This window comes from Cellvibrio sp. BR (assembly GCF_000263355.1).
Classification (GTDB): Bacteria; Pseudomonadota; Gammaproteobacteria; order Pseudomonadales; family Cellvibrionaceae; genus Cellvibrio.
In genome coordinates this window covers 162,465-181,181 of sequence record NZ_JH668206.1, presented here as the reverse complement: position 1 = coordinate 181,181, position 18,717 = coordinate 162,465, and the positions used below count along the sequence as shown (strand labels likewise).

The 18,717-nt window shown below is 41.8% G+C and carries 15 protein-coding genes; 2 read left to right on the top strand and 13 right to left on the bottom strand.

Going from position 1 to position 18,717, the window contains the following annotated elements; translation table 11 throughout:
• Nucleotides 1-804 precede the first annotated feature (804 nt).
• From O59_RS19045 to O59_RS19025, 5 genes are all read right to left on the bottom strand, one after another.
• The gene (locus O59_RS19045) at nucleotides 805-1,671 is read right to left on the bottom strand and encodes a replication initiator protein A (RefSeq protein WP_007645652.1); all 867 of its coding nucleotides are present in this window, start codon (nucleotides 1,669-1,671) and stop codon (nucleotides 805-807) included.
• Between the two features lies 1 nt (nucleotide 1,672).
• A complete protein-coding gene (locus O59_RS19040; protein ID WP_050977128.1) occupies nucleotides 1,673-2,095 on the bottom strand; it encodes a hypothetical protein in 423 nt (140 codons plus the stop codon).
• Nucleotides 2,088-3,122 (bottom strand): ParB/RepB/Spo0J family partition protein, encoded by a 1,035-nt coding sequence (locus tag O59_RS19035; RefSeq protein ID WP_007645648.1) that lies wholly within the window; start codon nucleotides 3,120-3,122, stop codon nucleotides 2,088-2,090. Before O59_RS19035 ends, O59_RS19040 begins: the two co-directional genes overlap by 8 nt.
• Nucleotides 3,123-3,197: 75 nt before the next feature.
• Complete coding sequence (locus tag O59_RS19030) at nucleotides 3,198-4,106, bottom strand: ParA family protein (protein ID WP_007645646.1); 909 nt, start codon at nucleotides 4,104-4,106, stop codon at nucleotides 3,198-3,200.
• A gap of 141 nt (nucleotides 4,107-4,247) precedes the next feature.
• Nucleotides 4,248-4,799 (bottom strand): hypothetical protein, encoded by a 552-nt coding sequence (locus O59_RS19025; RefSeq protein ID WP_007645644.1) that lies wholly within the window; start codon nucleotides 4,797-4,799, stop codon nucleotides 4,248-4,250.
• A 265-nt stretch (nucleotides 4,800-5,064) separates the two neighbouring features.
• On the opposite strand from O59_RS19025, the gene O59_RS19020 reads away from it, so the two are divergent.
• Both O59_RS19020 and O59_RS19015 read left to right on the top strand, forming a co-directional pair.
• The gene (locus O59_RS19020) at nucleotides 5,065-6,054 is read left to right on the top strand and encodes a hypothetical protein (RefSeq protein WP_007645642.1); all 990 of its coding nucleotides are present in this window, start codon (nucleotides 5,065-5,067) and stop codon (nucleotides 6,052-6,054) included.
• Nucleotides 6,055-6,173: 119 nt separating this feature from the next.
• Entirely contained in the window at nucleotides 6,174-7,337 is a 1,164-nt protein-coding gene (locus O59_RS19015) for an ATP-binding protein (protein WP_007645640.1), read from the top strand.
• A gap of 25 nt (nucleotides 7,338-7,362) precedes the next feature.
• On the opposite strand, the gene O59_RS19010 is transcribed toward O59_RS19015, so the two are convergent.
• The 8 genes from O59_RS19010 to tssE all read right to left on the bottom strand — a co-directional run bounded on the left by O59_RS19010 (nucleotide 7,363) and on the right by tssE (nucleotide 18,715).
• Complete coding sequence (locus O59_RS19010; protein ID WP_050977127.1) at nucleotides 7,363-7,596, bottom strand: hypothetical protein; 234 nt, start codon at nucleotides 7,594-7,596, stop codon at nucleotides 7,363-7,365.
• Nucleotides 7,597-7,598: 2 nt separating this feature from the next.
• Nucleotides 7,599-8,213, bottom strand: coding sequence for a tetratricopeptide repeat protein (locus tag O59_RS21190; RefSeq protein WP_050977126.1), 615 nt, complete (start codon nucleotides 8,211-8,213; stop codon nucleotides 7,599-7,601).
• Nucleotides 8,214-8,262: 49 nt separating this feature from the next.
• The gene (locus O59_RS19000) at nucleotides 8,263-11,055 is read right to left on the bottom strand and encodes a tetratricopeptide repeat protein (RefSeq protein ID WP_007645628.1); all 2,793 of its coding nucleotides are present in this window, start codon (nucleotides 11,053-11,055) and stop codon (nucleotides 8,263-8,265) included.
• Nucleotides 11,056-11,059: 4 nt separating this feature from the next.
• Nucleotides 11,060-12,460: a lipopolysaccharide assembly protein LapB gene (locus O59_RS18995; protein WP_007645626.1), complete on the bottom strand. Its 1,401-nt coding sequence runs from the start codon at nucleotides 12,458-12,460 to the stop codon at nucleotides 11,060-11,062.
• A 124-nt stretch (nucleotides 12,461-12,584) separates the two neighbouring features.
• The gene (gene tssH / locus O59_RS18990) at nucleotides 12,585-15,251 is read right to left on the bottom strand and encodes a type VI secretion system ATPase TssH (RefSeq protein WP_081489748.1); all 2,667 of its coding nucleotides are present in this window, start codon (nucleotides 15,249-15,251) and stop codon (nucleotides 12,585-12,587) included.
• 47 nt (nucleotides 15,252-15,298) lie between these two features.
• On the bottom strand, nucleotides 15,299-16,429 hold the full coding sequence (gene tssG / locus O59_RS18985) for a type VI secretion system baseplate subunit TssG (protein ID WP_007645624.1): 1,131 nt from the start codon (nucleotides 16,427-16,429) through the stop codon (nucleotides 15,299-15,301).
• Nucleotides 16,393-18,228, bottom strand: a complete 1,836-nt coding sequence (gene tssF, locus O59_RS18980) for a type VI secretion system baseplate subunit TssF (RefSeq protein WP_007645623.1) — start codon at nucleotides 18,226-18,228, stop codon at nucleotides 16,393-16,395. Before tssF ends, tssG begins: the two co-directional genes overlap by 37 nt.
• Entirely contained in the window at nucleotides 18,221-18,715 is a 495-nt protein-coding gene (gene tssE, locus O59_RS18975) for a type VI secretion system baseplate subunit TssE (RefSeq protein WP_007645621.1), read from the bottom strand. The genes tssF and tssE overlap by 8 nt, the downstream gene beginning before the upstream one ends.
• Between the last annotated feature and the right edge of the window lie 2 nt (nucleotides 18,716-18,717).

The following is an 18,717-nucleotide window of genomic DNA, read 5'->3' as shown; positions in this document are numbered from 1 at the left end:
TCGTCATGATAGTAATGATTCCTTTGCGATAAAAAGAGGAGCTGTCGAATGAAGCGGTGTATTCAAAAGGCGCGGATTATGACAGTGATCACAATTTAAAAGTGTGAAGGCATTAGAAAAAACATATCAAAATGCTTTTTTAGTTATTAGATGTAACGCTTTAGCGTTTGTTGATTCCACAGACCCCAAGTTCACTTTTAGGTTTGTGCTGTGGTCAATTGGGGCGAAGTGGGTAAAAGCTGTGTGTAAACGCGTAGCGTTTTCCATAGCTTTTGCCCGCGCTGCGTAGCATCGTCCCAATTGTCCATCAGCGGAGGAACGCCCTGCTTTTTTAGTTACTTAGCAAGTTAATATATTTAAAGTTATTAATAGTTATCAAATAGTTACATTTCGCCAAAGCCTTGCTATTGCTTGCTTTGATAGCCCATAGGGTGTTCAAAATCACGATTAAGCGTGGTCAAAAGCACGTATTTTTGTGGTTAAAGACTCGAATAAACTGTGTTTAAAAACACGTTGCTTTTGTGGTCAAAAACACGTTGCTATTCACAATTCCCACTACTTGGTTGTCACTTTTGCTTTGCTTCTAGTCGCTCAGATTGCGTGGTTAAAATCACGAACTCCTATTAATCAAAAACATACTGTATGTTTTTTTTGATTCAGAGATTTATTGCTCCTTTTTTAATCGCCTTTGTACTTTTTGCCTGTGTTCATACTTTCGTTGCGCTACTTGGTGTGGTTAAAACCACGATGCCAGTATCTTAATTGTGGTTAAAAGCACGAGGCAAAGTTCAGTATGTATTGGCGTTATGGATTGTTTTCTGGATGCAGCATCTGGCTCTGATTCCGCAGATAGGCATCTTTATCATGGTAAACCTGAACCTTTTCGATGGTTCCTGTTTCTTTGGCTGTTTTATATTCGATGTAATAGTCTGGAATAGCTTGTTCTTTTACCAATTCCTTGATTTTTCGACGAAATTCACGAAGCTCTGATTTGACTCCAAATTTGGAGTAAAGATTTTCAAGCCCTATTTCCCAATAGGTTTGATTGCCGCAATGTTTTCGACAGAGTTCATACATGCGTCGGTCATAGGGCGAACGCAATCTGAAATAGTCACGGTTGTAAGTCAGAATTCGATGGTTGGTAATGGAGGCGAACAGGTGTTCCGACAGCACAACTTCAACATAATCCAGTCGTCCATTTTTGTCGGTAACGGCATTACCTGAATCGATTAAACCAAACACTTCGCCTTTTTTATTTTCCTGATTTCCGATATTGCTCTTGAAAGTAGTGCCACGCAGACGCGCAAGTGTATCGGTAATGGCAGCATAGGAGCGCCCGTCGGTGTTGCGATTCGTGCTCACCAGATAATCGTAGGCAGTAATTTTGAGCCGTCGGCTGATGCTTTTGCCCCGATTAAGAGCCTCGGCAATCTGACCAAAACAATAAAGCAACAGGTCCTTGTCATGAATTGTGGCTCTACCATTTACCGAGGGGATAATCTCTAGCCAATTACCGTTTGGATTCTCGTAGCGAAAAATCTCGGTGTCCGGTTTGGAGCTGATTGCAAAAATCGGATACTCCATGGAGTGCAGGTCACCCTTAGGGGCGATATCGATGATGTCGGCGACAAAGAGGTCTAGCTGGTCGGTTTTCTCGATCTTCTGCGACATTTTAATCCCCCTCGCCCATGGTCACCGGGAGGCGTGTCTCCTTGGGAGACAGTTGACGCCCTGCTCTTGCGAGCAAGTTTTGGGTGATTGCTGTGCGGATAACTGCGCTGCGGTCTTTACGTATTGCCTCTTCCTGCTGGACGCGCTCCAATACTGCATTGATCTGGTTATCCAGGTTATTGCTGAGTGTAACGGGAATGGATTCAGTGGATCCCGGAACAATAAATTCTTCGGCGATCAAGTTGGGGGCATCTGAGCGTTGGAGAAAAGAAAGCGTGATATCTTCAATCCACTTTGACCGTTGCTTGCGGTTATAGCCGCTTTGTTCCATAGCTTCATCTATTTTGGCCAGCATGGTTTTGGGAACTCTAATGCTGGAACGAGCGCTATTGTCACCCGCTTTGGGCAGGGAAAACTTAGCCATTAGCTGAACTCCCGAGTCCATCGATGAGTATGGCCAATGCCTCATTTATTCCTGCAGGGCTCTTTAAATCAATTTGTTTAATGGCGGATTCCATTTTTAGCTGTTTTGCTGCGGCTTTTAACAAAGTGGCAAAAGCCTGGCTTTGGGATTTATCGCTAAATTTTACGCTTGCTTTCGGGGGAGCAATTAATGGTGCACCTGACAATTTTTTCTGTAGTTGTTCCGGTGATAACTGTGCAAGCGCCGCCGCCGATTTGAGATCCCCTACCCTACCGGTTTTGATGGCGTCCAATAGCAATGGTGAAGGGTAGCGCAGCACTACCAGGTAACGCTGGCTTTCAGCGCGACTGCGCCCCAAAATTTTACTCAGTTTGGTAACTGATGTTGCGGCTATGCCCGCCTCTGATTCGAGCAACTTTTTGACATGCTCAACCCGTTCCCAGAGCGACATATCGACCCGGTGAACGTTTTCTTCCCATTGTAAGGTGTCAATTTCGGCGCGGCTGTAGTGCTGCTCGAGAATACGGGCAGCGATATGCGATTCACCCAGCAGGATATGTGCAAGCAGCCGACGTTCGCCAGCGATTAAATGAAAGGTGCTTTCATCGCGCCAAACCACTATGGGGTGTAATAAGCGGTCAGCAGATTTCAAGGCGGCAGCAAAACTAACCAGTGATTCCAGATCGCCGACCGCTTTACCTGTCAGTCCTTCGCCCTGACCTACCCTTGCAACATAGTCTTCGATCCAATCAGTAGCATCTTCCACTTGCAGCAGTTTTGCATCCAATGGATAGTTTTGTGCGATGGCGCTGACTTGAGCTTGGCTCAGGGCAAGTTTGCGCGGGTTTTGTGGATCACACTGAACATAATTAACCGGGATTGTTTTGGCCATTATGGCTTTGATATTGGCCGCTGTTGCTACTTGTGCAGCTACAGAACCTGCCCATTTTTCGCCAGTTGATTCTGACTGGTCGATTTTGCCGGTGCCGACGCGGTTGGTGTTGGATGAGCCAAATTTACGAGCCATGATAAATTCTCCTATGGTGTCTCCTCGGGAGACAGACAGTCAGTGTTTGCGTGACTGATCGAAATTTACAAGTAATTAATGGTCAAAAACCCGCTTGATAGTGAACTCGCCGACTGATGAACTCTGTTTGTGAGCGACATGCTGGGCGGATATTTGGAAAATACTGCGCGGTGAAATACCTTTAAGGTCTCGCTCCGGGAAGGCGGTAGATTGTGGGAGGTAGACCTCTGATGGGAACATGATTCCACCCAGTTCACGATGTAACATTTCGAGTGTACTGCGGTGAATATTGGTATTGCTTCGAACTTTATTTGGGCACAGACCTATCAGGTTAAGTTGATGGTCTTCGCTGCGCGAAAAGTTTTCCGACTGAATAACCTGCAGCATTGCGTTAATACCTTGCAGGCTTTTTTCTTCCGGCTCAAACGGAATAATTGCATGGGTCGCGGCACGGACTGCCGAGCGGAAGATTGGATTGCGGCTTGGGCCAGTGTCTAAAATGATTAGATCGTAGGTTTCGGCCACATCTTCCATATGCAAAAATTCACCGAGCCGATCGATAATCAAGGATGCAATTTTACCGGAAGAGTTATCGTACTCACTATTGATTCGCTCAAGCAGGGCAGGGTGGCCGACCATAATGTCGACACTGTGTTTAAATCCATTGTCTGCGCGAATATAAGTAGAGTGCGGCAGTACCGCTTTACCAAAGAAGATATCGGCAATATTGGAGCGCGAGTCCAGATCAGGATCGCCATCATAATCCGGGTGTAGAGGTGGCAACTGTCCGCCGGTTGCTTGTGGCGCTGTTTCCATTCCCACCCAGTAGTCAGATGAGTTGCATTGCATATCCAAATCAACTACCAGTACATTTTTACCGGCCACTATGGCGGCGTATTCGGCTATTACACTGGCCACCGTTGTTTTACCAACGCCACCCTTTTGATTGAGCACAGCCAGAACTTTGCTTTTATAAGTAAACATTTCAATCCCCTGAAAATAACATACAGCGTATAATATACATGTGTTATTTTCTTGAGCAAGTGCCTTGAGGGGTGTTAACTATAACAATCGCAAAATCGACCCCTATCAAGGGTTTCCTGTGCGGCAAAAGGGCAGGGGATGCTAAAAATCTTCCTCTGCTTTAAAACCCAGTGTAGTGGCGAGATGATCCAGATCTTCCAGAGTAAAAAAATCCAAACAGAGCGAACCGGATTTTTTGGCGTTGTTGTAGCGGATCTTAACGGGGCGACCCAATACTTCCGCCATTCGTTCCTGATAGCGTTTGATATCCGCATTTCGTTGTTCGGTTTCACCTTGGGCTATAGCTTCAAACTGATGAACGGGGGTTTTTTGCGCCAGTAGTTTACGCAACATCCTCTCGCGCTCTTGCTGGGGTAGCTTAGCCACAGCTCTGACGTGGCCCAGGGTGATACAGGCGGGATTTTTATGCCACAGCGCCAGTTCCGTTTCAGTGAGCGACAGTCCCGCCCGTTTCAGATGGGTAACGGTATAAACCTTATCGATATTGAGCGCAGCGCGGATTTCGCGGTTGGATAGGCCTGCCTTGCTCAAAAAGGCAACTACACAGGCTTTGGCTGCATCACTACAGGCGGGATTTTTCTGATAAAAATCAACGGCGTCCCGTTTATCCAAAAGGTAGGGCAAATATTCCATTGTGGCTTCCTTTTTAGTCATGTGACTAAATTGTGATAGAGGAGCTGATATTCTCACCTATTTTTAGTCGCGTGACTAAAAATAGGTGAGAAATTAACGTTAATCAAATGTCGATGAGGGCTTTTTATATTTCCATATCGAGTAACAAAACCGTTTTTGCGATCAATTTGTTCAATCTGCAATCAGTATTGGCTTCTATTATTACTTTCAACACAGCTATTTCTCATCTAAAGCTGTATTGGCTTAATCACAGCTTTGAGGTGTGATGATGCAAAAAACTATCCTTGATCATTGGACCGACGTTGTTCATGGCTTATCAAATCGGGATAAAGTTGACCCAGTTGATGTTCACCCGGTGCATGCTTGTGTCATCGCAGGTGTACCGCATTACATTCACTCTCCGGCACTAGCCCATACACATCCTGACTACTTTAATCGCTTGAAGAACTATGCCGAGCGACAAGGCATTTGTTTAAAGGCCGATAGGCGTGCGCCACAAAGCGCGACGGATGATTGCAGGCGCAAAAAATTTCTCTCGATTGTTTTTTTAGTAATGAGTATGTCCGCGATGGAGATTGTAGCGGAGGAGGCAGAGCTAAGCCTGAATCTGATTGCTCCAGAATATGCAGGGTCGGACTTCTTGCAACAAGAAAAGGCTGTTTTACCGCTCACTAAAATGTTTGGGCAACCTCAGGATTCTTTGGTGAGTAAAGCCGTGGCGCAAATTCTTCTTAATCATATGGATGACATTGCCCGTTATCCTCCTGGAATATTGGATGATATCCATGAATTAGCGGCTTACTACGCGCAGTATCCGGCTGCAGTGCAGCTGATACAGTCAATTGCCGCAACTGAATGGACACTCAAATATCTACCCCATACCTTCCAAACAAATGTTAAAGGTACCCGTATGGATATAACCAAGGTGGACGTTTTTTTTGATCCGCGATCCGGTGCCAAGTTAAAGTTCTACGACAAGTGTGACGAACAAAAACCCTTTTGCATCGCCTCACCCGCCGACGCCTTATTGCATGAGTTGCTGCACGTGCAGACAATTACTATCGATAAACATGCATTCATAGGGCAGGGCGGTTTGGACCCCTGGCGCTACCCTGCAGAACACGAACGCCTCACCATCGATAAAGAAAATGCCCTTTATCGCGCTATGACCTTGGTTGACAAGCGGCCTCGCCCATTGCGCAGCGAGCACAATGGGCGTCATGTTCTGGTGTCTTGTGCGACTTGTTTTGAATAGTGACGATCTCCTGTTCAGTTATTAACCAATTTGTTTTGTGAGTTGCTGCTAAGTTAATAGGCGTAAAGCTATGCAATATAAAAGTTGAACTTTAATTTTGCATAATTTAATCTGTGCAGATGATTAAACGACATATAGAACAAGAATTTCTTCAACTGTTGAGTGAGTACCCCATAGTCACCCTACTGGGGCCACGTCAGGCGGGTAAAACCACACTCGCACGCCAGGCGCTTCCTGATTACGCCTATGTAAATCTGGAGCAACCAGAAACCCGTGAATTCGCCCAACATGACCCGAAAGCGTTTTTGGCGCAATTCACTGGCAAGGTTATTTTTGATGAAATCCAGCGAGTGCCGGATCTTCTTAGCTATTTGCAAGTCGCTGTGGATTCGGGAGCAGAAAATGGCCGCTACGTGTTAACCGGTTCCCATCAGTTAGCTCTGCGCGAGGCCATAGTCCAGTCTTTGGCGGGGCGTACGGCTGTGCTTCACTTGCTGCCTTTCTCCATCGCCGAATTGGTAGAAAATCAATTGGGTTTTAGCCATGCGGAAGATTATATCTACAACGGATTTCTACCGCGGATCTATGATCAGCATCAGCGACCGACACCTGCCTATTCAAATTACTATCAGACCTATGTCGAGCGCGATGTCCGCCAACTCATCAACCTGAAAGATGTTGCGCAGTTTCAGAAATTTATGAAATTGGTTGCCGGCAGGGTAGGGCAGTTGATGGATTATTCATCGCTTGCTGGCGATGTGGGCGTGAGTGCGACAACCATAAAATATTGGTTATCCATTCTAGAGGCTTCTTTTATTGTCTATAAGCTTTCGCCATATTATGAAAATTTCGGTAAGCGAGTGATCAAATCACCCAAGTATTACTTTGTTGACACAGGGCTACTATGTTTTCTCTTGGGCATAGAAAACACAACGCAGGTTGCGCGGGACCCTTTGATTGGGCAATTATTTGAAAATCTTGTTGTGTTGGACTTTGTTAAAAATCGATACAACCGCGGTAAGTTGGATAATCTCTATTTCTTCCGCGACAGCAATGGGTTGGAGGCTGACTTGCTTTTCCAGCAAGGTAGGCAGTTAACACCTATAGAAATAAAATCCAGTTCGACCTATAAACCGGAACTTCTGAAAGGGCTTAAACGAATTATTGAGCTGTCGCCGCAAATGGCTAGCGGCTATTTAATTTATGCAGGAGCGGCGATGAGTTTCAGTAATGGTATTAATGCCATAGGTTTTGATCAGTTAGCTGCCACATTTGACCGCTGAATTTCTTCCAAATTTCTATTCGGTTTTATTGCCAATCAGAAGCTAACTGGGGTTCGTATAAATCCCCTAGCAAGTCATGTAATACCAGTTTTGGATTTGCGACTTTCTTGTTCTGGCTTTCTTTCCATGGAACCACATATAAAATCTTGGGCAGTTCCTCATTGCCTTCGGCTATTCCAGTTTCGCGATCAATTTCATTGTTGGCCAATACAGAGAGCGAAATGCCAAAGCAAACTATTAACAATCTATGCCATTTCATAATCAGTTTCTCCTGCTCAGTGTATCTTTTAATTCTTCTGTCCACGCTTCGGTTTTCTCATCCTTTTGGTTTAAGAGTGAAAGGTAATGTTCATAGTGCGGAATTGCCTTGGCGATATCCTGATAATAAAGATCGTAGAGTAAGGCCAGGTTGTAGTGGACATTAGCGTTATTGGCATCGAGTTTTAACGCATTCAAATAATGTTGCTCAGCTTCTTTATAGCGTCCATCATCAATGCAGATGAGCGCTTGAATATTACTGATATCGGCTGATTCTGATTGAAGCATGTGTGCCTGTCCTATCGCGCGTTTTGCTTCATTAATGTGTTTTAGCGAGTATTCTGCAATTGCCAAGTTAACCCAGGCATCAAGGTAGCCTGGGTTTTTTTTAGTAACCCTTGTGAGTGATGCTGCAGCTTCTTTGGCATTACCGGCGGTTAATGCTGCAATGGCATTGGTATATAAGGGGATATCTTTCTCAGCAAGCGGTGCTGCTATTGTGGATATCACTGGCGTCTCCGCTGGGGCTCCAGATTTTGTTGTACAAGCATTCAACAGCACTCCGATTATCAACAGCCCAGCTATTTTATGGATATGTAATTCGGGTAAAAATTTCATCACGGCTCCATTCAGCAGTGTTTACTTAAAAAGATAAAATTATTTATAGTCAGTTAGCTGTGCTACTAAAAACATGAAATTTTCCCTGGCGCTGATAGCGCGATGGGAAAAGTGTTTGTAATTCGATATGGCTTTTTTTGATCCAGGAACTGTGTGTTCCATCGGCTGTCCTTGCCATATTTATTTCATAGAATTCGATGGCCTTTTCTTCAAAAGGAAATGCTTGATCCTCAATAAGAATGTTATATTGCTCAAGCTCATCATCTGAAAGATTCTTCGGCCGTTCTGAATTAAGAAGCGACTTCGAAAATTCTTGATATATTTTTCCTATAGAATAGGTTGCTTCTATAGTCACCTCAGCAATGTTATATGACGATGCCTGACCAAAAAGAGAAATAGATTCCTGCATAAATTTTTTCTTCTCTCTTAAGTTTTTAGCCAATGGCTCTACAAGATTTTTCTTTTCAAATTTATCTTTTTTATGCTTTGCCAAGGCTAAAGCCGCCGTAGCGGCAATATAATTTGTGCGATCGTTTTTATAACTTTGTACTGTCTTTTGGTCAGCATTAATAATCTGGCGTTGCCAAAATTCGGCTTTTCCAAGATCGTTTTTTTGTAAATAAAGTGAAGATAGCTTATCCATAGACTCCAAATACTGAGCATAAGGCGTCGGATAATTATTCGCATAACTGGTGTAAGCGCGAATTGCGTCGGAGGGTTTATTTTTTGATTCATACAATGCGGCTGCTTTCCATAAAGCAGCCATTTTTATATTTTGATCATTGTCTTGAGTCGATATTTTTTCAAATACAACGGCTGCTCTATCTTCCTGCCCCAGTTTTATATAGGCATTTGAGAGTTCCCGCGTTGCATCCTGATACAAGCGGTGATTGGGGAATTGTTGTTGAAATAGTTCAATATTAGCTACTGCCAGATTCCAACGTTCATGCGCTATAGCAAGGTTAATAGCGGCAAAGAGCGAGTCAGGTGCAATGGTGGCAGTATTAGCTTGTTTGACTACGCGAGCATAATTGGCAATCGCAGAGTCAATCTTGTCGAGTTGTAAATCAGCCTGACCTTGTTCATATATTGCCAGGGCCAAGCCATTACTAAAGCGGATTTTATCGGTATTATTATTTTCGGTAGATAGGAGATATGAGAAAACTTTTTCTGCTTTTTCCGGATTCTTGATCTTTAAGAAGGACAATCCTCGAATATAATCCGCTTCTTTGCGAATATTTTCCGCGGCACTTCGTGCAATGCTCTCGGAAAACGTAATCGCTTCTGCGTAACGTTTATTTTTATACGCAAGTTCCACAGCGTATAGACTCGCCTGTTGGTAGCGTTTTTCATCTTGATATAATTGCGCTGAACGCAAAGAGTAGGTTAGGTGTCGGTCAAGCCATGCGGAATTTTCAGGATAAGATTTGTGTAGTTTATCGGTGAGCTCAATCGTGGCATAAGCTGCCTCCTTGTCCAGTACAATATCGCCATCATAGGCTGCTTTTTCAAAATAACTGAGAGCTTGCTCATTCATATTTTGAGTGACAAGCAATTCTGCATATGCGGTGTAAACCTTATCTTGCCTTGCATAGGATGAATATTGATTTAGGTAGCGCTGATACCATTGATTAGCGGCAACAAAATTTCCAGTTTTTCTGGTTTTTCGATATTCCTGTTGTTGTGCATCTGCAACCAGCAAAATATTATCGCGCATGGATTTTTTAATAACATCGTAAGCTGAAGAGTATTTTTTTCCTTCCCAATAAGGGCTATTCGTATTAAAGCGAATATAAAAAGCCTCCATCGCTGCTGCAAACTCGTCATTCAGTCCGGCCTTTTTAAGGACTTGTAGCTGTTGTAAATAAGCCTCTGGAATTCGTTCTGAATCGGAGTTGCCCGCAATAAAATTATTGAGAATGATACTAGCATCTGCGTATCGTTGTTGTGCCAGGTAGATAGAACTAATAACCTGATGGGTGTGATAGAGGTAATCACTATCGGTTGGTGTATTAAAATAATTTTTAAGCAGATCGGTGCTTTCAAGGTTTATTGCCGCGAGAGCAAGTGCTCTGAAGTATTCATCAAAATCACCCAGATCATTTCCTGTCAGGGTCTGATAATTACCGAATTTCCTATGTTTAATTGCGGCTACATAATCCTCTACTGCTTCAGTAAAAAGACCTTGTTTATAACGGGACCAACCTCGTTTTAGCAGTGAACGCTCATAAAATTCGTTGCCACCGGCAGTAAATATCACCTCTGAGTATGAACTTTCAGCCGTTAAGTAATCCCCCAAAACAAAAGCGTTTTCAGCCAAACGAAAATGGGCTTCTGCATAGTAAACTGATTGTGGAAATTGTGTGGTGAGCTGAGTTAGCGTATTCAACGATTGATCTTGAAGATTCAATTTCTCATAATTTTGAGATAATTGATAAAGAATTCTATCGTTATCTTTTGCATTGGGATATTCATTTATTGCTGCTGAAAGCAGATCTATTGTGCGTAAAATAGATTTCTTATAGCCTTCACTTTGATCAATGCTGACATCAGTATTTGTACTTTCATCATCCAGTTTGTTTAATTCTGCCATTTCCAGCTCCGCCAAACGGCTTATAGCCGCCCGGCGTCCTTTTTCATCAACGGAAGCAGATTTTAAGTAATCACTATAAGCCTTTTTAATTTCACTCTCATTTTTAGCCTTAATGAATACTGGTGCCACATCTTCATCAGATGACTGGATATCTATATCGCGCAACGTGGCTTCTTGTTGTTCCGTCGTGCTACAGCCCATTAACAACAATAAAAATAAAAGTGGTATAGGATAAATGGGTGAATGCATGGGACTATTTACCATCATAAATTGTTGCCAACCCAAATTTTGATTGGCTTAGATAACTAGCGATTGATTCTTGTTCTGATCGTAGAATTGTTTTTGCAAGATTTACATATTCTTCTTCGAGAAGTATTTTTGTATTCGTTAACTGAGTTTTTGTGATACTTGATACCGGATAGTTCAATAGATCAGCAATAATATTAATTTTTTCTACGAAATGACGTAGTTGCTTATCATTCCGCGACTCTGGACGTATGAAAATCCTATTGATTATTTGTAGCGAAATTCTTTGTTCATTCAGGTTAGATATCGTATTAGTTTGTTGGTTGTGTAAGTCTGAATAATAGACAACCGCCTCCTGGTAAGCCGCCAGCGCATCGTCGTATTGCCCAAGTTGGCGCAACGTAAAAGCATTTAATAAATATGATTCAGCTACTGAAATATCTTTTTCTTCTTTTGTTCGTAGATGTTTGAAAGCACTTAATGCCCCTATAAAGTCCTCTTGGTGTAATGCTGCCATTCCCAACCCAAGCAAAGCGCGATTTGTATAATCACTTTTAAGTGATACGTTGCGAAAACTTTCTCGTGCATCACGATAAAAGCCAAATTGAATTTGAGAAAAACCGAGTAGGGTATGCAGCCGATAATCAAGCTCATCTTTTTTAGAGCTATTTTTCTTTATTGCATTATTAATTGCCATGTGCGCATCAGTCCACCAATCCTGACGGATATTAGCAGTGGCAAGATTAAGTTGAGCCAACCTATAATGAACAGAATCTGCTTTTATTTTTTCATAATAGCTCATAGCTTCACGATGTCTTTTTTGTTGCTGTAAAGCGCTACCAATTAATAAATTAGCTTCTTCTGCATCCTCTTTCTCAAGGTTTTCGGTTACATCGGTGTTTTTTAGTAGCATTAGCACCTTATCCCACTTGTTTTGTGCTGCACTATATTTTGCTATTTCGAATGAAATCCTTGCGCCTCCATATGCATCGCCCTGATTATGCGCGTGTGCTAATAATGTTTCGGCAAGTGTAAGGTTATGCAGGGATAAAGCGAGGGAAACTATTTGTTGTACAACTGGCAGATGAACGTTTTGTTTTGTAAAAGGCATGTTTTTTACAAGGATGATCATTGCTGCGGTGGATTTTTTTGCTGCAATTTCAGCGTCAACTTCCGCAATGATACTATTTAAATCCGTAGTAATAGGCTCTGATTTTTCTCGACTAACTATATCTTGATAAGCATTCGATGTAGCGGTCAAAAATTTTGTGTCTGTAGACGCAGCTGCTACTCTTCCGCTGCTTCCCAAACCTAAGATCATTAATAAAATAATATAAAAATAGAGAATATGAATATTTTCTAAAATTTCCTTTTTTTTTCTTTCTTCGTTTGTACTGAATAAGTTCATGGGTAGTTAAAAACGTAGTAGAAAATGATTGATGTTGATGCTTTAAGTTAAGATAACGTAAAGCCGAATGGCTATACACTTCCAAGATAAAGTCACCAGAAAATAGTTCTGGTGACTTTATTCATTAGATCACTTGATAAGTAAATTGGCCGTTTTCATTCACGCTCACATGGATGCTATTGATCGGTTCATTGTTAGCCATTTTTCCAAGACATTCAGTTGCTAACGCAGGTAACAATGTACGCGTCAAAATATTTTCGATATTACGTGCGCCGGTATCAACTTCTTGGCTACGGGCTAGAATATGAAGTAGAACATCTTCGTCATAAGTGAAGTCTGCGTTGTAATGATCTTTGACACGTTTACTAATACGTTTCATGTTAATTAAACAAATTTTCATTAAATCGTCATCATTGAGTGGATAGTAAGGAATCACAGTGGTACGACCAAGAAAAGCAGGCTTGAAGTAACGTAATAATTGCGGACGGAAATTATCCAGCAATACCTCTGGATCGGGACGTTCTTCTTGTGCGGCGCACATTGCGCGGATATGCTCCTCACCAGCATTGGAAGTCATAATGATAACGGTATTGCGAAAATCAATATCACGACCTTCGCCATCCTTAATCGTGCCCTTATCAAACAAGTTGTAAAAAATATCCTGTACACCAGGATGAGCTTTTTCCATTTCATCAAGCAAAATTACACTATAAGGTTTGCGTCTGACCGCCTCAGTCAAAACACCACCCTCACCATAGCCTACATATCCCGGCGGTGAGCCTAACAGCATGGATACTTTATGTTCCTCTTTAAATTCAGACATATTGATGACGGTAATATTTTGTTCACCACCATAGAGAATGTCTGTTAATGCGAGTGCTGTTTCTGTTTTTCCTACCCCACTTGAGCCGACCATAAAAAATACACCGATAGGTTTGCGTGGGTCAGTTAAGCCGGCGCGCGATGTACGAATGCTTTGTGCAATTGCTTCCAAGGCGTGAGGCTGGCCGATAACCCGCTCTCCTAGCGCGCTCTGTAAATCTAAAATAGCTTTAATTTCATTTGATACCATCTTTCCTACGGGGATACCGGTCCAGTTTGCAACCACTTCGGCGATGGCTTGGCTATCTACATTGACTTTAATTAGCGGAGCTTCACCTTGTAATACAGCAAGTTCTTCGCGTAAATTATCCAGCTGTGTACGCAGTGCAGTTAACTCATGGTCATTAAGGACGTTTTCGGCTGCATTATTTTTGCGGTTATGAAAATCATCTTCTATTTGTTTTTGTAAGTTTTGAATTGTTTTTACTTTTTCCAGTTCCAGTTGCCATTGTCCCTCTTGATCATGTAGTTGCATCTGCAATTGTTGTTTTTCTGTTTCAAGTTGCGCTAAACGTTCGGTAGCGTTTCCATGGGATGCGTTTTCTCTACCAAGAGATTCAATTGTTGCATTGCATTGAATAATTTGACGGCGAGTGTCTTCAATTGCTGCGGGTGTGGAGCTTTGGCTGAGTGCGACGCGGGCGCACGCCGTGTCAAGTAGGCTTACTGATTTGTCGGGTAATTGGCGTGCAGTAATATAACGACTGGAAAGACGTACCGAGTCCACAATCGCTTCATCCATAATTCTTACGCGATGATGATTTTGTAACATATCAGAGATAGCACGCATCATATTGATAGCCTTTTCTTCATCAGGCTCTTCGATTTTTACGACCTGAAAACGACGCGTTAGCGCAGGATCGCGTTCAAAATATTTTTTATATTCTGCCCATGTTGTGGCAGCAATGGTGCGTAGTTCTCCCCGTGCTAATGCTGGTTTGAGAAGATTTGCAGCATCACCTTGTCCCTCTTTCCCTCCCGCGCCAATTAATGTATGCGCTTCATCAATAAACATGATAATCGGTTCAGATGATGCTTTGACTTCAGCAATGACTGACTTTAAACGGTTTTCAAATTCACCCTTTACGCTTGCACCAGCTTGCAATAACCCTAAATCCAAACTGCGGATGGTGACATTTTTTAATTGTTCCGGAACATCACCTGATGCAATACGCAATGCAAAGCCTTCAACGACGGCTGTTTTACCTACGCCAGCTTCTCCCGTAAGAATAGGATTGTTTTGGCGGCGACGAATAAGAATATCAATAATTTGACGAACCTCATCATCTCGCCCTAATACGGCATCAATTTTTCCCTTCTTGGCAGCCTCAGTGAGATTAACTGTAAATCTATCGAGTGATGGTGTTTTGCTTGGCGCAGTAAATGTTGAATTATCTTCATTAGAGGAGTTCGAATTTTCTGTTTGTTTGGATTCACCAGTAGTACCAATAGCACTACGGACTACGTCACGTAGTGACTCAGGAATAATTTTTTTTAATTCACCGTTAGTGGCTTCGGTTGCTCGACGTAAGCTTTCATCCAATAATAGTGCTGCTAGTATGTGAGCAGAAGTAATCTTACTGTGGCCATACTCTACTGATGCAAGTATCCATGCATTTTTTGCCAAATCGACAATAGTAGGGGAGAGTGCGGGAGCGCGTGAGTTTCCGGTTTTAACAGCATCCAATTCTCGGTTTAGGTGACGAACGAGATTGCCAATATTAATATCAAATTTTTCTAGTACGGACAGGATATCACTATCCGCTATCTCTAATAGTTTAAGCAGCCAATGCTCAATTTCAACATTATAATGAGTTCTTGATAAACATAAGCCAGCGGCACTTTCAAGTGCATTTCTGCAAGGTTCATTGAGTTTTACTACAAGCGATTTCAGATCAATATTAATCATGGCTCTATCCTTAAATTAATTTAATGTGTGCTTTTAAATTCTAATAATCAAACGACATGTTTAGCTGAAACTTTAATTTTTAGCGTTTCATCTTTATCGACTAATGTTTTTTTCTCGCTAGTAGATAACCAGGTATTCCAGCTCAAAATTGGAGGTGATTTTGCGCTAAGTTTAATTTTGTTGGGTAGGTCTATTCGCTTTACCTCAATTATAAATTCATAATCATGTTCTAGCCCTAAATACATTTGAATCATATGATTCATTGCAGCTAGGGCCTTAGTCCCTGGTGCAAAGCGATAAAACTGTTCTTTATTGAGTGGGCCGAGCAATATCCTAATTTTCCCTTGGGCGATCCAACCTTTGGCACCTAACATTGCTGAGTATGCTAATGCTGCATTTTGTCCTTTAGGTTCTAATTTAGATGCAATGCGTGTACGAATATCGGGAATTAGATCCTGCCATTGCCCCACAAATTCCTGAATTTTCACGGGCAGATCAAAATAATCAGCTAATATTTGTTTTAGTCCGGTAGATGTTCTAACTTTCTGTGTTAGTAGTCCGCTGTAGAATAACAGTGACTCATCTTTTATTAACAACCTATTAGTAAGTCCCTCAGTACCCAATCCAATCATTGATAATAAAGCTTGTGTAGCTGTTGATTTATCTTTTTTCGCGCTGCCATTTAATTTTTTTCGCTCATATTCAATAGGTAATGAGTATTTAGTACTCGCTTGATAAAAAAGCGAAACAGTTCGATGATTAAACATATCCAGAAAGTGAATGAGGGACTCATCTTTCTGTTTCAAGCGTTGTAATATTAACTCTGTGTAATGGTAGGGCAGCACCCCGGTGCTGCCTGCCAGGCTCATAAAATTTATTTGCATTTCCCATGGTGCATTCAAGTTTCCTTCTTTGGTTTTTGTAATAGATGATATTTCGCTGCTTGGAAAATTAAATGATGTGCGAGTTTTGAAGCGCAAGGCTTCAGTTGTCGGCGGCACGAATAGTCCAATTGGATTTTGTTTTTTTGTCTGATTATTGTCATAAACAGACAATGAGTCGTTAAAAATAACCGCACGTTCCAATAAGCGTACTGCCTGGAAAAAGCTAAATGCATGTGGTGCTTTTAACAGTAAATCGGTTACAGCAGTATTTTTTCGCCAGCTCGGGGAGGACATTTTTTTAAGTAACCTTCTTTATTTTTACGTTTAACGAGTAAGCGGGAAAATGAATTAATTGAGCAGTAAAGACCAAAGAAATGTTCTAATACACTTGCAAATAGAAAACTGCTACTGCCAGTAAACTGTGAATCATCTATTTCAATTTCAACCTCGATACCGCGACATAATGTTGCTCTGCCATCTATATTAAGTGGTGCATTCACACTTCGTGTATGAATCGATTGAATAGAATCAATTAGCGCTCTTGTTGCCGGAGAGTCTTTAAAATTATAAAGACGCAATATTTCTTTTAAGGCATCGGTAGCGTTATGCGATCCTGTTATTGATAAATGGTTTAAATTTAAATGAGATAATAACCGCCAGCGCGCGCCATTTCTCAGTGGTGGACGAACAGTAATTGAAGGCTGGGTTAAGCAGCGAATTTTTTCGCAAGGCGGAGCTGCATTGACACATTGAAGTTTTGGTTGTTCAAGATTAAACGGAAGTTTTGCGGGTAAATCTCGGTTGCTACAAGTGGTTTCTACAATTAGCGTACGATCTTCAGGTAAGTTTGGGTTAAAGTTTAAATCAACCAAACTTAGGAACATATCCGTTCCTTCATCACGTTGGCCGTAGCCGAGTTTTGCGTGCTGGCGATTAGCAAACCAAAAAGACTGAGTTTTTAAATCCAGATGTTTATGTTTGAGACCATAGAATGGTAGAAATTTTTCTTGTATACCAGTTGTGCTGCTAGCGATAACATTCTCTATTGAATAAATTTCATATCCCGTTGGCCGGCGCGCATCTGGAATAATTTGATAGTCCAGCTGAGTGTGCTCCAATTTTATTGGATCTGCTTTATGGCTGAATAAATTTACCACCGGTGTACAGCCCAATACAAAAGTGGCTGCATTAATATTATGTTCAAGCTCTACATCAGATCGATTGAGATAGAGATAGAGATTTAGCTCTGTCGTGGCATTATTTGGGATGTAATTGGCGATTCCTTCAATATCAATAAACATGAATTTCTCTGGGAATACAAAAAATTCACTCAATAATCGGTAGCCCGAAAAAGAGGAAGAAGGGTAAGGGAGTAAACTTTCTGTATCGCAAAACCCTACCGCTTTTACGATATTTTTACCTAAAAAGACCGGATTTATATCGGTTGCAGATGTTGAAATAACTAATTGTTGGCATTCATTGAGTATCATCTCATAAAGTGGATGAACGTGTTGTGGTTGACCTTTGATATAAAAACGCAAACGGTTTGGGCGCAACTCGTTAAAATTTATTGCTTCATTAAAAGTATGAAGTCGCAAATGCAAAACACCCCCTGCACCGCGCACGCTATTCGCACCGGGTGTTGCAAAAGGTCGTCCCACCAAGCTTGCATCTTTAACTTGTAAGGGGAGGAGCTCAGTTTCATACACTGTAGTGAAACGACAATTCTCTCCTTGGAATTGCTCTGTTTCCAGGATTGTTTGGGCCGGTAGGATATAGCTCGCTTCAAGTTGCTCCTGATTTGGCACCAACTGCACTATGGCCATTGACGGTATTGGACGTTGGTAGTGCGGAAACAGGATACCTAGTAGGGCATCACTAAGTTCTGGAAAGTCGTCATCTAATTTATGCTGAACACGCGCATTTAAATAAGCGAAGCTCTCGATTAAGCGTGAAACATGCGGATCTTCAATCGTATCTGTACTAATCCCTAAACGGCCGGCAATTTTTGGATGTTCCTTCGCGAATTCGGCACCCATTTGCCGAATAAAAGCGAGTTCTTTTTCGTAATAGGGAAGTAATTCATCAGCCATGTTTGGACTCTTCTACTTTTACGGTTCTAAATACCGGGTCTAAAATGGAATCGAAAATGATCACTTCTGGAGCGGGATCCGCATGAAGTGTTGCATCTATACGAAATTTAAGGGTTCTATCAGTGGTATCTTTATTGTCTAGATGGATCACTTTTACTGATTTAAATCGCGGCTCAAATGTTCGAAGTGTTTTTTCTAGATTTTTAGTGAAACCTTTTTTTTTCTCTATATCTGCAATATTTATAGTGGCAAGATCTGGTAAGCCATAATTTAGTATAGAGAACTCCACCTCTTTTAAATCATCAGGTGGTGATTGCATTCTGAACCGAGTGTTTAAAAGGTTTTCCAAATCCCGTTTAACGCTGTTGCGTAGTTCGCGTAAATATTGATTTCGGTTTTTATCTTGTTCGATTTGTATGTGTGGTTCATCATCTATCAAACGGTCTAAAATAGATGGCCGTAATTCTTGTTTTTTCCAAATTCGCATTT

Coding starts and splice junctions, on each gene's coding strand:
- O59_RS19010 (WP_050977127.1), bottom strand. CDS start 7,596: ATGAAATGGCATAGATTGTTAATAGTTTGCTTTGGCATTTCGCTCTCT.
- O59_RS21190 (WP_050977126.1), bottom strand. CDS start 8,213: ATGAAATTTTTACCCGAATTACATATCCATAAAATAGCTGGGCTGTTG.
- O59_RS19045 (WP_007645652.1), bottom strand. CDS start 1,671: ATGTCGCAGAAGATCGAGAAAACCGACCAGCTAGACCTCTTTGTCGCC.
- O59_RS19035 (WP_007645648.1), bottom strand. CDS start 3,122: ATGGCTCGTAAATTTGGCTCATCCAACACCAACCGCGTCGGCACCGGC.
- O59_RS19000 (WP_007645628.1), bottom strand. CDS start 11,055: ATGCATTCACCCATTTATCCTATACCACTTTTATTTTTATTGTTGTTA.
- tssE (WP_007645621.1), bottom strand. CDS start 18,715: ATGCGAATTTGGAAAAAACAAGAATTACGGCCATCTATTTTAGACCGT.
- O59_RS19040 (WP_050977128.1), bottom strand. CDS start 2,095: ATGGCTAAGTTTTCCCTGCCCAAAGCGGGTGACAATAGCGCTCGTTCC.
- tssF (WP_007645623.1), bottom strand. CDS start 18,228: ATGGCTGATGAATTACTTCCCTATTACGAAAAAGAACTCGCTTTTATT.
- O59_RS19020 (WP_007645642.1), top strand. CDS start 5,065: ATGATGCAAAAAACTATCCTTGATCATTGGACCGACGTTGTTCATGGC.
- O59_RS19030 (WP_007645646.1), bottom strand. CDS start 4,106: ATGTTTACTTATAAAAGCAAAGTTCTGGCTGTGCTCAATCAAAAGGGT.
- tssG (WP_007645624.1), bottom strand. CDS start 16,429: ATGTCCTCCCCGAGCTGGCGAAAAAATACTGCTGTAACCGATTTACTG.
- tssH (WP_081489748.1), bottom strand. CDS start 15,251: ATGATTAATATTGATCTGAAATCGCTTGTAGTAAAACTCAATGAACCT.
- O59_RS19025 (WP_007645644.1), bottom strand. CDS start 4,799: ATGGAATATTTGCCCTACCTTTTGGATAAACGGGACGCCGTTGATTTT.
- O59_RS18995 (WP_007645626.1), bottom strand. CDS start 12,460: ATGAACTTATTCAGTACAAACGAAGAAAGAAAAAAAAAGGAAATTTTA.
- O59_RS19015 (WP_007645640.1), top strand. CDS start 6,174: ATGATTAAACGACATATAGAACAAGAATTTCTTCAACTGTTGAGTGAG.